Origin of the sequence: Microcystis sp. MC19 (assembly GCF_003019735.1) — a bacterium.
Taxonomy (GTDB): Bacteria; Cyanobacteriota; Cyanobacteriia; order Cyanobacteriales; family Microcystaceae; genus Microcystis.
Map to the genome: position 1 here is coordinate 2,616,182 of NZ_CP020664.1, position 14,386 is coordinate 2,630,567.

Here is a 14,386-nt window from a genome sequence, read left to right on the forward strand (position 1 = left end):
AACTGATCACTGAATCAGACAGGTAAAAAAACCCATGAACAATAATACCCACGAAAACGATGCCCAACGGGTGAAAATCCTCAGCGAAGCCCTACCCTATATACAAGAATTTCGCGGTCGCACCGTAGTGGTTAAATACGGTGGCGCGGCCATGAATAACAGCGCTATCAAAGACACGGTCATGCGAGATATCGTTTTTCTCTCCTGTGTGGGGGTTCGTCCCGTTATTGTCCACGGCGGCGGTCCGGAAATCAACAGTTGGCTGGATAAATTAGGCATTGAACCCCAATTTAAAGACGGTTTACGCGTCACCGATGCCGACACCATGGATGTGGTAGAAATGGTGCTGGTGGGGCGCGTCAATAAAGAAATTGTTGCCCTGATCAATCAAGCCGGCGGTAAAGCGGTAGGATTATGCGGTAAGGATGGTAATCTGATCACTGCCCGTCCCGTGGGTAAAGAGGGCATTGGTTTTGTGGGAGAAGTGAGCAGTGTCGATACTAGCCTCGTCGAATCCTTGGTCAATAGTGGCTATATTCCCGTGATTTCCAGTGTGGCCGCCGATGAAACTGGCCAAGCTCATAATATCAATGCCGATACGGTAGCCGGAGAAATAGCGGCGGCTTTAGGGGCAGCTAAACTAATTTTGATGACCGATACAGCTGGAATTTTAGAGAATTATAAAGACCCTTCCACCTTATTGGCTAAATTGGATATCCAACAGGCCCGGGAGTTGATTCAAAAAGGCATCGTTGCCGGCGGGATGATTCCCAAAGTTGGCTGCTGTGTGCGATCGCTGGCCCAGGGAGTTCAGGCCGCTCATATTATCGATGGTCGTCTTCCCCACGCCCTTTTACTGGAAATTTTCACCGATCTAGGCATCGGTTCCATGATTGTGGCCTCCGGTTATACTAATCTATAGTAGTAATTACCGTACTTTTGCTCAAAAAGACTTGCCTAAAACCAGAGATATGGTGTACAAGTAAGTTAATAAATGCGCTTCTCACTCCTTTGTAATGGCAAAAGTCTTAGAAGTTAGTTTAGTCGGGAAGCGCAAAATCTGAAGTTTTCATAGCAATTGAATTTATGACCAAACAAGCTGTAGCTCACCCGATGGTGAAGTTTCAACGCAAGGTTAGCAAGTGGATAGATGCAAAAGTAGTCAAACCTAGCGATAGTATCTGGAAACTGGCTCTCTTATACGGAGATGAGTGGGGATACTGGAAGCAAGAGTTGCTCGATTTCGGTTTCTCCATGCAAGACCCTCTCAGCGAAGTGGTAGCGGTAGAAGCTTGGGACGAAGAATAGGCGACCATCGACTCAAAAGCGGCTTTCTACTAGGACTATCGCCATGGGATCGAATCCGATTATCCTTTCCGCTCTGGTTATTTTATCCTTCAGTGCCAGTTGTTCTCCCCGGACCGAAACCCAAGCACCGCCACCAACGGCCCGTACTACTACCGTCAACGTCACCACGGCTACACCAGCAACCATCGAACGCAATCTCGACTACACGGGAACCACCCGACCTTTAAAAGTCGTTTCTTTGCGATCGCAAGCCACTGGTCAGTTACTCAATCTCCTTGTCGATGTGGGAGATGAGGTGCAATTAGGACAAATCCTCGCCCGTGTTGATGATCGTCTCCTCGCCACCGTTGTCCGGCAAGAAAAAGCCGCCCTGTCGGCCCTAGAAGCGGAATTAGCCCGGGCGAGAATTGAAGTCAGTAACGCTGAAATTGAAGTGGAGCGCCTACAACTACAATACCAACAGGCCAAAAATGATGCTGATCGCCTGCAAAAATTAGCCCTAGAAGGGGCGATTCCCCTGCAACAGGGCGAAACAGCCCAAACTACAGCTGCAGTGGCTTTAAAAGCCGTTAATAGCGCGCGATCAAGAATTAAAGTCGAGGAGCAGGTAGTGGCCGCAATTATCGGCAGAATTGCCGCCCAAAAATCGGTCATCGCTCAGGAACAACAACGTCAGGCCTACGCTATTCTTAAATCACCGGCGACGGGGATAGTTATCGAAAAACTGAAAGAGCTGGGGGATTTAGTCAGTATCGGCGATGAAGTCCTCAAAATTGGCGATTTTCAACAGGTCAAGGTGGTAGTATTATTATCAGAATTGGATTTAAAAACGATTAATTTAGGACAAACGGTTAATGTCAGCCTTGATGCTTTCGGTGAGAGAAAATTTTCCGGTCGCATCACCAGGATTTTTCCCCTCAGCCAAGGCACGGCCCGGCGGATTCCCGTGGAGATTACTCTACCCAATGGAGATGGTTTAATCAAAGGGGGATTATTGGCCCGGGTACGGTTTAATAATAATTCTGCCCCTCAGGTGATTGTTCCGGAAACGGCAATTGTCGGTCAAGGGGAGTCCGCGGCAATTTTCGTCCTTTCCGAGTCTAACTCGCAAGTAGAAAAACGGCCTGTTCGTCTCGGTCAAGCGCTTGACGGTCAAGTAGAAATTATCACTGGACTCGAACCGGGGGAGCGTTTCGTGGTCAATAGTAGTAAACCTTTGCAAAATGGGGAAAAAGTCCGCGTCAGTATCCTAAGTAATTCTTGAGCAAACCATTGGAGATACCTTTGAAGAGGTTCAGGAAAATATTAAAGAAGCGATGGAACTTTACCTTGAAGTTTTGCAAGAACGCAGGGAAACCATTCCAGAACCCACAACTAAAGTCGGATTGGTGGGAGTGGCCGCAGGAGGGTTCTTGCCCACTACCGAAAAAAGGGCGACCCAATCAGCTACGATTGACAGGGCAATCGCACGGGTTTTCTTGCTCTTTTTCTTATCTATTCCTTAGGACTAGCTATCATTGCCGGAACTCTAACCTATTTTTTAGTTTTTCCGTCAGGAGTGAACCAGGATAACATTAAAATCATGACACAAGTGAGTCAAGCTTGACAGTATGATATCAATGGTAATAATCTGGAGAAACTTCTTGTTAATAATGATAATTAGACCATCTCCCTTGATCTTTATGGTCAATTATTGCCAGAAATAAGCCAAATAAAATAATTTTTTCCCATCCCCTTGCATATTTTCTCGAGCGAGGGGCTTTTCGGTCCCCAAAATCCTTACAATAGGAGATGAAGATAGCCTGAAAAGTTGGAGAATATGAATTATCTCATTGCCGTGTTAGCTGATCGCATAGAAGCAGAAGAAGCTGCCGTTGCCCTCGAAAAAGCGGGAATTCCCCAATCTCAAGTGACCATTCTCGGTCGAGGCTATAAAAGTGCCGATGAGTTCGGTTTGATCGATCCCTTCCAACAGGCCAAAAAACGGGCTACTCTCATGGCTTTTTGGCTAATTCCCTTCGGTTTTGCCGGGGGCTACCTTTTTAACCTGATTACGGGATTGCATACCTTTGATTGGGCCGGAGAACCGGGCAATCATATCGTCGGCGGCATTGCTGGGGCGATTGGGGGGGCGATGGGCAGTATTTTCGTCGGTGGTGGCGTGGGTTTATCGTCCGGCAGTGGCGATGCACTTCCCTATCGCAATCGTCTCGGTGCGGGAAAATATATTATTGTCGTGCAGGGTTCGGAAAACCTGAAAAATCAAGCGACTCTTATCCTCCGCCAATTTAACCCCGAAAATCTGCAAGGATACGCCCTAGAACAGTGAACGGTTATTAGGAATAGGTTATCGGTCATCTGATTTTTTCCTAAGAATTTTTGATTAATTACCAGAAAACAATGTTACCAAGAGAAGAATTACTAAAGGGTGTTGAAAACCGCGAGGACATAGCGAAAGTTATTGATAAAGCCGAACAAGCGATTAAGACTTGGGAAGTGACGGTGACAGACTTTCTTTCTCCTGCGGTTTTGGCGGAAGTAGAACGAGTTTTTCAGCGTTTAACTGATGTATCAATGCAAAAATGGGGCGGTTATCCCCAAGCGGAAAGACAGCGCCTCGGTATTGCTAGAGTTGATTTACCTTTGGCAGTAACAGATATTCCCCTATCTGCCCTTGATATTGCCGGTAATTTTCTGTTTGATACCGCTAACCATCGGGATTTTTTAGGGGCGATGTTGGGGACGGGGATTGTTCGGGAAAAAGTCGGCGATATAATCGTTTTAGGTGAGCGAGGAGCGCAGGCAATTGTAGTGCCTGAATTGGCAGATTTTTTATCTGCTAATTTACTACAAGTGCGTTCGGTTCCCGTGAAAACTAGCCCGATTCCTTTGACGGAATTAAAAGTTAGACCACCGCAAAAAAAAGAAATTAATACTGTGGAAGCTTCCTTACGTTTGGATGCGATCGCATCGGCGGGTTTTGGCATTTCTCGCAGTAAAATGGCCGAAGCAATTAGCGCCGGGGATGTGCGAGTTAACTGGAAAGATATCAGTCAATCTAGTTATAACGTTAAAACCGGTGATTTGATTTCTTTTCGGGGAAAAGGTCGTTTAGAAGTGGGTGAGGTGACTGTGACAAAAAAAGAGCGCTATCGGGTTCATTTAACTAGATTTATTTAGTTTTTTCTGTCTCTAGAATTTGTTATTAGACAGATTAATTGCCATGGCTGAGAATTTCGCCTTAATCGTGCAACTGTGTCAAGTTAGTCCCATCGGTAAACTATTACCGGGGGCGCTTTATGTTCATCAAGAAGCATTACAGCAACTGGATCCTATCCTTCAGGATTACGAACAACAAGCAAGAATTAATCAGCATTTATCTGAGGCAACAATAATTAAATTTAGCACCGATAAACCGAAAATATCCTATCTTTTTTATCCCGATTTTGATCGGGAACCTCACCCAGTTTTAACTAAAAGTTTAGTGGTAGATATGGGGACATTAATCTTAAGTGAATGGAATTATCAAAATGCTGATAATCCGCCCATTTTACACCGAAAAGAAACTTTTGTTACTAGGGACTATCCTCTTTATGAAGAATTCGAGCATCTTACAAAAATCGAGAGTGCTTTAGGACTTTTAAATAGTTCTTATCCCATCGGTACTAAACAGGAATGGCAACGGCTTTTAAGAAAGCATCACCTTGATTTTGCAGGAGATTATTTAGTTTGTAATCTAGAGGGACAAAGGGAAAAATCGATAATAATTGATCGCCACAAAGCCGCTCTTGTTCGCAAAACCCTTTCTCGTCCAGCAAGATTAGCATTAGCGGCGGGATTATTTCTTCCTGAAACCACTTTTTTTGATTACGGTTGTGGTTATGGAGGTGATATAGAACGCATAGCTGAACAGGGTTATCAAAGTGAAGGTTGGGATCCGTATTATCGTCCCGATAGTCCTTTAATTGAATCTGATATTGTTAATTTAGGCTATGTAATTAATGTTATTGAATCCGCGGAAGAACGACAGGAAGCTTTATTAAAAGCTTGGCAATTAACCCGTCAAGTTTTAATCGTTTCGGCACAGATTTTAATTGATGATAGCGAACGGGGTCTAATGGCTTATGAAGATGGAATTATAACCCGTCGAAATACCTTTCAAAAATACTATCAACAGGAAGAACTAAAACAGTATATTGATAATACTTTGGGGGTTGATTCTATTCCGATAACTTTGGGAGTTTATCTAGTTTTTCGAGAGGAAGAGAAAGCGGAAGCTTTTCGTTTATCCAGATGTCGTTCCCGCACTACCACTCCTAAAATTAAAACCCATCTCAAACGCTTTGAAGATTACGAAGATTTATTAACTCCCCTAATGGAATTTTACACCCAGCAGGGACGTTTACCCGTTGCAGGAGAATTATTGCAAGAGGAGGAAATTAAGGCAGAATTTGGCACTTTTAGACGCGCTTTTCAAGTGATTCTACAAGTAACAGAAGCGGAAGAATGGGAGATAATTGCCGACAAAAGACGCGCCGATCTTTTACTTTATTTAGCTTTAAGTCAATTTAGCCACTGTCCGAAAGTACGGGAATTATCCCCCGCTACCCGTGCCGATTTTAAAGCTTTATTTGGCAGTTATCGCAATGCTTGCGCTTTAGCAGAAGAAGTGTTAATAAGTGCGGGAAATCTGCCAGCGATCGCTCGTGCTTGTGAAAATAGTTCCCTAGGCAAACTTTCCCGTTATTCCCTAACTATTCATATTAGCATTCTGGAAAAATTACCGATGTTATTACGCTTATATGAAGGTTGTGCTAGTCAAACTATCGGACGGTTAGAAAATGCTAACGTTGTTCGTTTATCTTTTCGTCAACCCAAAATTTCCTATCTCTATTACCCCAATTTTGATACAGAAATTCATCCGATTTTAGCTACTAGCATGGATGTATATTTAGGTTCGGCTGATTTTAGTTTTCGCGATTACCGGGATAGTCCTAATCCGCCAATTCTACACGAAAAAGAGCTTTTAGTAATGGCGGATTATCCTAACTATGATAAATTGGTTCGCTTAACTCAATTAGAAAAGGATTGGGGATTGTTAGAAGATAGAAAAGCGATCGAACGTTTACAGGGTTGGCAAAAATGTTTAGAGGAGAATTGTGCTACAATCAAAGGCTATCAGATCCTGTGGCGAAAAGATGCTGATCCCTATAAAGTGAGGATTTTACGCGCTAAAATTAACGCCAGAAGAAATCAAAATAAGTCTTCCTGAGTAATTAAGTAAAATAGACGAGGTAATTAATTGTATGATGACTACGATTCGGTTACAAGGATTAGAAGATTTCGAGTTAAAAGCTAATGATCCTGAACAAAGAATGTTAATTTCTGGGGTTAATTGGCAACAGTACGAAACCCTCTTAAAACATTTAGAAGATAGTTCCAGTTATCGCATTACTTACTTAGATGGAATGGTAGAAATTATGGCTCCTAGTCGTCGTCACGAAGTTAGCAAAGAAGATATTGGTAGATTAGTAGAAGCTTATTTAGAATATGCTGAAATTGATTTCTGGGGATTAGGTTCCACCACTTTGCGAAAACAGGAAAAAGAAGCGGGAAAAGAACCTGACAAATGTTTTTGTTTATTTACAGAAAAAGAGTTTCCTGATTTGGCGATCGAAATAATCTTAACCAGTGGCAGCCTGAAAGTTTTAGAAGTTTATAAAAGATTGGGAACTCAAGAGGTTTGGTTTTGGCAAGATAATCAGTTAAAAATCTATTCTTTGCAAGAGAATGGCGAATATATTTTAATCCCTAAAAGTGCTTTATTACCAGATTTAAATTTAGAATTATTAGCCGAATACGTCAACCATCCTAATCCCCGTTTGGCTGTCAAAGAATTTCGCTTGCGTTTAACAGAAAATTCCCAGTTATAATAACTATTATTTTTCCATGAATTCTCAAGTAAAATTTAACCTATCTATCCTAGGGATATTTTTATTTTCTCTGGCGATAAGATTTTGGAATCTCAGTCAATTTAATACACTTGTTTTCGATGAAGTTTATTATGCTAAATACGGCAATGAATATCTAATCGGTAAAGAATTTTTCCAGTCTCATCCACCGTTAAGTCAATATTTAATTGCTATTAGTATCTGGATTGGTTCCCATTTTCCTGCCGATCCTGAAACCATTAATAATTTAACAGGTTCCCTGCGCTCAACTTTTAGTTATCGCTGGTTAAATGCTTTGACTGGTTCTTTTATTCCCCTAATTATTGGGGGAATTGCTTATCAATTAACCCAGAGAAAAACTGTATTTTTAATCACAACTTTCCTCGCTAGTTTAGAAGGATTATTTCTGGTGGAATCCCGCTATGCTCTCAACAATATTTACTTAATTTTATTCGGTTTGTCTGGACAATTATTTTTTTTATTAGCACTCCAGAAAAATCAGAAACTCAATTGGCTATTATTATCAGGAGTTTCTTTCGGTTTAGCGGCAAATATTAAATGGAATGGCTTAGGATTTTTACTGGGAATATTTATTTTTATCGGTATTGCTTGGTTAATAAAATTATTGAATCAAGAGCAGTCAAAAGATCATCTTTGGACAAAGGCAACTAACCTGAGATTAGAGGACATTTTTATCGCTTTAATTGTCTTTCCCCTAGTTACCTATAGTTTCCTGTGGATACCGCATCTTCTCGTCAACCATCAATATAATTTTTGGCAAGTACATCAGGAAATTTGGTCATTTCATCAGAGAATAAAAGGTAATCAATCTGATGTTCATCCCTATTGTTCTCCCTGGTATAGTTGGTTAGTAATGGGGCGACCAGTGGCTTATTATTTTGAGAGATTAGGTGATAAAATTTATGATGTTCACGCTATGGGAAATCCGTTTTTGTGGTGGTTTTCTACGGGAGCGATTCTAGTGGTTTTTAGTCGATTATTTAACCGAAAAGAGCGGGTAATTTCCGCCTATCTTATCTGTAACTATATTGCCAATCTGCTGCCCTGGTTAAAAATTAGTCGCTGTACCTTTCTCTATCATTATATGGCTGCCTATAGCTTCACTTTGATTGCTCTAGCTTGGCTCTTAGCCGATGGGTTAGAAAGTTCCAGTCCTATTTATAAAAATGGCTCGCGCTCGCTGATAATTTTGATAATTTTTGCTTTTATCCATTGGCTACCAATTTATTTAGGCATTCCCCTGTCAGTGCGGGATTATTATCTGAGAATGATTTTTCCCAATTGGATTTAGGATGAAATTAGCCGCAAAAACTGATACAATAAAATCATGATAAAAAGCGATCGCAGGAGTTATGGGTAAACAAAGAATCTTATCTGGTGTGCAACCAACTGGCAATTTACATTTAGGCAATTATCTCGGTGCGATCCGCAATTGGGTGGAGGGACAAAAAGACTACGATAATTTCTTTTGTGTGGTCGATTTACACGCGATCACCGTTCCCCATAATCCCGCCACTCTTGCGGAGGATACTTTAGCAATTGCCGCTCTATATTTAGCCTGCGGAATTGATTTAGAATATGCGACTATCTTTGTCCAATCCCACGTTAAAGCTCATACAGAATTAACTTGGTTATTGAATTGTATCACCCCTTTAAATTGGTTAACCGATATGATTCAATTTAAAGAAAAAGCGATTAAACAGGGGGAAAATGTTGGCACAGGTTTACTCGATTATCCCGTGCTAATGGCCGCCGATATCTTACTCTACGATGCCGATAAAGTACCCGTGGGAGAAGATCAAAAACAACATTTAGAATTAACCCGCGATATAGCCGTTAGAATTAATCATCTTTTTGGACAACCGAAACAACCAATTTTAAAACTTCCTGATCCGATGATCCGCAAGGAAGGAGCGCGGGTGATGAGTTTAACCGATGGCCGGAATAAAATGTCTAAATCCGATCCTTCCGAGATGAGTCGGATTAATATTCTCGATAGTCCCGATGTCATTGCCAAGAAAATTAAACGCTGTAAAACCGATCTAGTTAAGGGTTTAACTTTCGATGATCCGGAGCGTCCCGAATGCCATAATTTATTAACTCTCTATAGCATTTTATCGGCAAAAAGTCAAGAGGTGGTCGCATCAGAATGTGCCGATTTAGGTTGGGGACAATTTAAACCGATGTTAACAGAAGTTACCATAGAATCTCTGAAACCTATTCAGGAAAAATACGCTCAAATTAGAGAGGATAAAGATTATTTAGCCACGGTTTTGCGGCAAGGTCGTCTCAAAGCAGAAGCGGTGGCCAATCAAACTCTCGATCGAGTCAAAAATGCCATGGGTTATTTACCACCATTTTAGGGATAATTTTCGGGTGCATACCCTAATTATCAATCTACTCAGTTGAGATTTTTCAAGGAAAACTCGCTGCTTTATCAGTCAATCTTTAACTCTTGGTGGGGTTTTACCCCCCCATCCAGGGTAAGGGAAGGAGAATGATTACAAAAGTTATTAAATTAAGCACAACTCCAGTGATATTTTGGTAAAATAAGGGCATAATTAAAACTATCAAAATACTTACCTGTCCTTTGAGATTATGGTTGTAGAGTCCCAGCGGAAACAAAAAAAACTATCGTCTAGGGAAGATGAGTCTCGTCCAATTGCCAGCAAGGAACAAAACTCTTATCTAGCAGAGGGAATTGTTGATCATCAATCAACTCAGATTGCTCCTTCCTCCTTACTACAGCCATTTTCTCCAGAGTTAGAAAAAGATAGAGCCAACAAATTTAATTTTCTTAAAGAAATTCTGGTTAGTCATCTTGGTCAACCTTTTTACTCGGACAACGGCTTTATTCTTTATCAAGGAGATGCCACAGACTTTTTGTCTAAACTATCTCATAGTGACATAAAAATTGACCTCACTGTTACATCACCACCTTATAATATTGGCAAAGAATATGAACGAGTTCTTTCAATCAATGACTATGTTGATTGGTGTGCTAATTGGCTGCGGCAAATTTATCAGATTACTCAAGATAACGGCGCTTTGTGGCTAAATGTTGGTTATTTAGAAGTACCAGAAAAGGGATTATGTGTTCCGATTCCCTATCTTCTTTGGGATAAGTCTCCCTTTTATCTTTTACAAGAAATTGTCTGGAAATATGGGGCTGGTGTTTCTACAAAAAATCGTCTTAGTCCTCGCAATGAAAAATGGCTTTTTTATCTCAAAAATTGCCAAGAATATACTTTTAACTTAGATAATATTCGTGACCCTAACGTTAAGTATCCCAATCAAAAGAAAAATGGTAAATATCGTTGTAATCCCCTCGGTAAAAATCCTTCTGATGTGTGGGAAGTTCCTAAAGTCACTACAGGAGAAAAGCGCAGTTCTAAGGAAAGAACCGGACATCCCGCACAATTTCCTTTAGCAATTGTCGAGAGAATTATACAAGCTTCATCTAATCCGGTAGAAATAATTCTTGATCCCTTTGCTGGTTCTTGTTCTACAGGAATAGCGGCCTTGGGATTAGGAAGAATTTTTGTGGGTTTTGAAATTCGACCAGACTATTGCGAGATAGCTGCAGAGAGATTTAAAAGATTTAAAAAAGAAAGAAGCAATACTTATATTCAAGGCTCGTTATTCTAGATTTTTCGATACAATTGGAGCAATTTATAATTTTCTACGTCAGAGGAAAGACGCGATTGTTGACCTGTAGCTGCCTTTTGCCCAATCCAATCCCCAGAATCAATCCAACCGAAACCAATTAGTTTAATCTGAGGATTAGTAGTATTAGAAAACTTCTCAAAGTTAACTGCTAAATAGTATCCAGACTTACCTTTTTTGGTGTTATTAGAATTTTGAGCATAGCTTCTATTGCCATATATATGTCTAGGATCAGAGGAGGTTTTGACTTCAATTGAAAAAAAGTCATCAGGTATATAGACAATATCTTTATCAGATATACTGATATCTCCTCTCCAGAAATCGGGATATTTTGCTTTTAGTTCTAAAGGAATTAATTCATGAAGTAGAAAACCCATAATTTGAGGTTTAGGGAAGATATCCCTACCAATTCTAAAACCTTTTGTACCTAACTGAGAATTAAAAATTGATTGCCAAGATGTTAAAACAACATCAACAATTGCATCGGTAGATAGGGGATGTCTTTCCACAAGTCGTTGGGTGATAGATAACCAATTACTAGGAGAGACATCTGCATAGGGAGAATTCATCTATAGTTTTTTTCCGGCGTTATTAGATACAGTAACTAATATTAACGCAACCACCTCCCCCTATCCCAACACCTAATACTAAATTCTGTTTAAAAGGTATAGGAGAGTGGGGAACGCTGGATCAGGGAGCAGGGAAAAACAATCCATAACTTGGGAGTTAATCATAGTATTAAAAACGGATTTAGTATGATTAGCCTTTTTTAACTTGTTTTCGCAGTTTCAATCATTGAAATTGCGATCGCAAATAAAAGTAGCAGAGTCCGGCAGTTACCCCAAGACTAAGAATTGTTATCCCCGTGGGAATTTCCCACATCCCCGACTCGGTTACTAATATGTTGTACTATTGTAATAAGAGGATTTTTTTCCTGAAAAATTGTCATATTTGAGGTTTTGATTATGCCTTATACAAACGAAGAAGGTGGACGCTTAAATAATTTCGCCGCCGAACCGAAAGTTTATCAAGCGGATCCCCCGACTAAATCGCAACAACGTAATTATATTTTCTGGGGTGTTGCTGCGATCACACTTGTGGGTGGACTGTTAGCCGTCGCTTTTTACGCATCCCAAGCTGGCTAAAATTTAGTCCCTCGTAGTTGCGATTTAGCCCTTTTTACTCCTCTTTAGTGCTAAAATCACAACTACTCCCTGTTTTAGGGCTTTTGAGCCTGAATTAATGCCACTGCTGATTGAGACTTAGCCGCAGTCCCCTGTTTACCCTGAGATAACGCTAGACGAGCTGCCGCCTCTAAATCAGCGATCGCTTTTTCCCTGTTTCCCAATTTATAATGGGTTAAACCCCGATTGTGGTACGCTTCGGCAAAATTAGCATTGATTTTCAGACTCTCATCATAGTCCCTTAAAGCCATTTCCTGCTGTCCGGCTCGGTTATAGGCTAGAGCGCGATTATAGAAAATGCGATCCTGTCCTCTGGTTCCCTGTAAACTCAAAGCTTTTGTGTAATCCTCGATCGCTTCTGCGTGTCTTCCCAAGTCATCCTTGGCATTACCGCGATAAATAAAGAAATCAGCAAAATTTCCGTTTAAAGTAATCGCTTTTGTGCAATCTTCCACCGCTGCCTCGTATTTTTTCGTCAGATAATAGGCATAACAACGATTACCGAGAGCATTAACATAATTGGGGTTGATTGTCAAGGTCTGGGTATAATCTGCGATCGCTCGCTCGTACTGGCCGAGAACTAATTCCGCATAGCCGCGATTATAGTAAGCATCGGCATCCTTCGGTTCTAATTGTAGAGCTTGAGTAAAATCTGCGATCGCCCCTGAGTAATCCCCTGCGCTTAAACGATCCACCCCCCGATTATAAAATTCTACAGCCTTGACGGGGTTAGCGGTAGTTTGAGAGCTTAGGGGAGAGATAGTCAGTAAAAAAGTCGCTATAGCTATAATAATTGTCAATTTTTTCTTAATTTTCATAATCCGTTCACCTAAACAATTCAAGGTAAAATTAAACAGCCCTACTTACAGGTCAAAATATCATGATTAAATCTCTTTTGGCGACTTTCCTCCTAATCACCACCCTCCTCTTCACCGCTTGTGCAACTCCCATCGCTGGACTGCAAGGATACACCAGTGGCAGCCAAGGCTATCAATTTTTATATCCTAAGGGTTGGACGCAGGTGGATGTGAAAAAAGTTGCAGGAGTAGATGTGGTTTTTCATGATCTGATCGAAACGAGTGAAAATTTAAGCGTTATTATCAACCCCGTCCCCGACAATAAAACCTTAACAGATTTAGGGACACCCTCGGAAGTTGGCTATCGTCTCCTAAAAAATAACAGTCTTAACCCCAATCTTGATAAGGAAGTAGAATTAATTCGCTCAGAATCTCATCAAATCGACGGCCAAGATTATTATATCCTCGAATATCAAGTTAAATTAGCCAACGGCCAAGAACGTCATAATCTGGCCAGCGTCACGGTTAATAATAATAAACTCTATTCTTTTAATCTTTCCACTTCCCAAAAACGTTGGACGCAAATTCAAGAACTCTTTGAAACTATCGTTGATTCTTTCTCGGTTAGTTAGGGAAACTGGCAACAGGCAATAGTAAAACGTAGGGTGCGTTAGACGGCAAAAATTCCTGTTTTGACTTAAAGGTAACAATCCGTCGTAACGCACCACCTATCATCAACTAGGTAGCCGGTTTACAATTAAAGATAACAGACAAAGAACCAGAAGCCTGTCCCACTATCTAACAATTATCTAACAATTAATTGAGATTACTTACTGAGTCAGTAATCAGTGGGGAAGTGGTAACTGATAACTGATAACTGGTAACTGATAACTGGTAACTGATAACTGGTAACTGATAACTGATTACTGATAACTGATTACTGATAACTGATAACTGGTAACTGATAACTGATAACTGATAACTGATAACTGATAACTGAATATGAGTAACTCGGAAGAAAATAGACTAGATAGACTCGAATCTCTTGCTGAAAATACCCTAACAGAACTACGGGAGATTAAATCAGGATTACAGGAGATTAGATTAGGATTACAGGAGATTAAATTAGGACGACAGGAAACCAATCAGGGATTAAAAGAAACTAGAGCGATCGCTAATTCTAACGTCAAATTGATCGAAGCGTTAACTAATAGTCTTGCTCAGTCTAAAAAAGAATGGGAAAAAGACAGACAGGGACTTGATCAACTGCTAGGACAATTAACTCGATCGAGGTCAGATTTTTATGAGGTTCAGTCAGATTTTTACAATCGATTTAACAATGAAGAAAGAGAATCCCGCATGGTTGAGATTTTAGAGCGTTATTTTCCCCCCGAAAATCCTGCCAATTCCTAGCAGAAATAGCTAAAAACCTGATAACTGATGGTGGGTTACGGCAAAT

At 40.7% G+C, this 14,386-nt stretch carries 16 protein-coding genes; 14 read left to right on the forward strand and 2 right to left on the reverse strand.

The genetic code is table 11. The annotated features are described in order from the left end of the window. Nucleotides 1–34 precede the first annotated feature (34 nt). From argB to B5D77_RS13295, 11 genes are all read left to right on the forward strand, one after another. Nucleotides 35–922 (forward strand): acetylglutamate kinase, encoded by an 888-nt coding sequence (gene argB / locus B5D77_RS13245; RefSeq protein ID WP_008205511.1) that lies wholly within the window; start codon nucleotides 35–37, stop codon nucleotides 920–922. Between the two features lie 164 nt (nucleotides 923–1,086). Beyond that, a complete protein-coding gene (locus B5D77_RS13250; protein ID WP_002759020.1) occupies nucleotides 1,087–1,308 on the forward strand; it encodes a DUF4327 family protein in 222 nt (73 codons plus the stop codon). 43 nt (nucleotides 1,309–1,351) lie between these two features. After that, nucleotides 1,352–2,572, forward strand: coding sequence for an efflux RND transporter periplasmic adaptor subunit (locus tag B5D77_RS13255; protein WP_106908989.1), 1,221 nt, complete (start codon nucleotides 1,352–1,354; stop codon nucleotides 2,570–2,572). A 52-nt stretch (nucleotides 2,573–2,624) separates the two neighbouring features. Continuing rightward, complete coding sequence (locus tag B5D77_RS27230; RefSeq protein ID WP_008205513.1) at nucleotides 2,625–2,813, forward strand: hypothetical protein; 189 nt, start codon at nucleotides 2,625–2,627, stop codon at nucleotides 2,811–2,813. Between the two features lie 314 nt (nucleotides 2,814–3,127). After that, nucleotides 3,128–3,637: a hypothetical protein gene (locus B5D77_RS13265; RefSeq protein WP_002796683.1), complete on the forward strand. Its 510-nt coding sequence runs from the start codon at nucleotides 3,128–3,130 to the stop codon at nucleotides 3,635–3,637. A 71-nt stretch (nucleotides 3,638–3,708) separates the two neighbouring features. Then, on the forward strand, nucleotides 3,709–4,488 hold the full coding sequence (locus B5D77_RS13270) for a photosystem II S4 domain protein (RefSeq protein ID WP_008205514.1): 780 nt from the start codon (nucleotides 3,709–3,711) through the stop codon (nucleotides 4,486–4,488). Nucleotides 4,489–4,531: 43 nt separating this feature from the next. Beyond that, a complete protein-coding gene (locus B5D77_RS13275; RefSeq protein ID WP_106908990.1) occupies nucleotides 4,532–6,580 on the forward strand; it encodes a DNA phosphorothioation-associated putative methyltransferase in 2,049 nt (682 codons plus the stop codon). Between the two features lie 34 nt (nucleotides 6,581–6,614). Continuing rightward, nucleotides 6,615–7,241, forward strand: coding sequence for a Uma2 family endonuclease (locus B5D77_RS13280; protein WP_008205518.1), 627 nt, complete (start codon nucleotides 6,615–6,617; stop codon nucleotides 7,239–7,241). A gap of 16 nt (nucleotides 7,242–7,257) precedes the next feature. Continuing rightward, the gene (locus tag B5D77_RS13285; RefSeq protein ID WP_106908991.1) at nucleotides 7,258–8,571 is read left to right on the forward strand and encodes a dolichyl-phosphate-mannose--protein mannosyltransferase; all 1,314 of its coding nucleotides are present in this window, start codon (nucleotides 7,258–7,260) and stop codon (nucleotides 8,569–8,571) included. A gap of 61 nt (nucleotides 8,572–8,632) precedes the next feature. Then, nucleotides 8,633–9,643 (forward strand): tryptophan--tRNA ligase, encoded by a 1,011-nt coding sequence (gene trpS, locus B5D77_RS13290; RefSeq protein ID WP_106908992.1) that lies wholly within the window; start codon nucleotides 8,633–8,635, stop codon nucleotides 9,641–9,643. A 235-nt stretch (nucleotides 9,644–9,878) separates the two neighbouring features. Continuing rightward, nucleotides 9,879–10,928: a site-specific DNA-methyltransferase gene (locus tag B5D77_RS13295; protein ID WP_012265570.1), complete on the forward strand. Its 1,050-nt coding sequence runs from the start codon at nucleotides 9,879–9,881 to the stop codon at nucleotides 10,926–10,928. Here the strand turns inward: B5D77_RS13295 and B5D77_RS13300 are convergent. After that, the gene (locus B5D77_RS13300) at nucleotides 10,925–11,515 is read right to left on the reverse strand and encodes a ScaI family restriction endonuclease (RefSeq protein WP_106908993.1); all 591 of its coding nucleotides are present in this window, start codon (nucleotides 11,513–11,515) and stop codon (nucleotides 10,925–10,927) included. The two genes, B5D77_RS13295 and B5D77_RS13300, sit on opposite strands and share 4 nt — an antisense overlap. Before the next feature lie 396 nt (nucleotides 11,516–11,911). Between B5D77_RS13300 and psb34 the strand changes: the two genes are divergently transcribed. Further along, nucleotides 11,912–12,091, forward strand: coding sequence for a photosystem II assembly protein Psb34 (psb34, locus tag B5D77_RS13305; protein ID WP_002740432.1), 180 nt, complete (start codon nucleotides 11,912–11,914; stop codon nucleotides 12,089–12,091). 74 nt (nucleotides 12,092–12,165) lie between these two features. On the opposite strand, the gene B5D77_RS13310 is transcribed toward psb34, so the two are convergent. Further along, nucleotides 12,166–12,948 (reverse strand): tetratricopeptide repeat protein, encoded by a 783-nt coding sequence (locus tag B5D77_RS13310; protein ID WP_008205523.1) that lies wholly within the window; start codon nucleotides 12,946–12,948, stop codon nucleotides 12,166–12,168. Between the two features lie 62 nt (nucleotides 12,949–13,010). On the opposite strand from B5D77_RS13310, the gene psbP reads away from it, so the two are divergent. Together psbP and B5D77_RS13320 are read left to right on the forward strand one after the other, a co-directional pair. Further along, a complete protein-coding gene (gene psbP / locus B5D77_RS13315) occupies nucleotides 13,011–13,559 on the forward strand; it encodes a photosystem II reaction center PsbP (RefSeq protein ID WP_008205525.1) in 549 nt (182 codons plus the stop codon). 370 nt (nucleotides 13,560–13,929) lie between these two features. Then, entirely contained in the window at nucleotides 13,930–14,340 is a 411-nt protein-coding gene (locus tag B5D77_RS13320; RefSeq protein ID WP_008205527.1) for a hypothetical protein, read from the forward strand. Nucleotides 14,341–14,386: the final 46 nt, after the last annotated feature.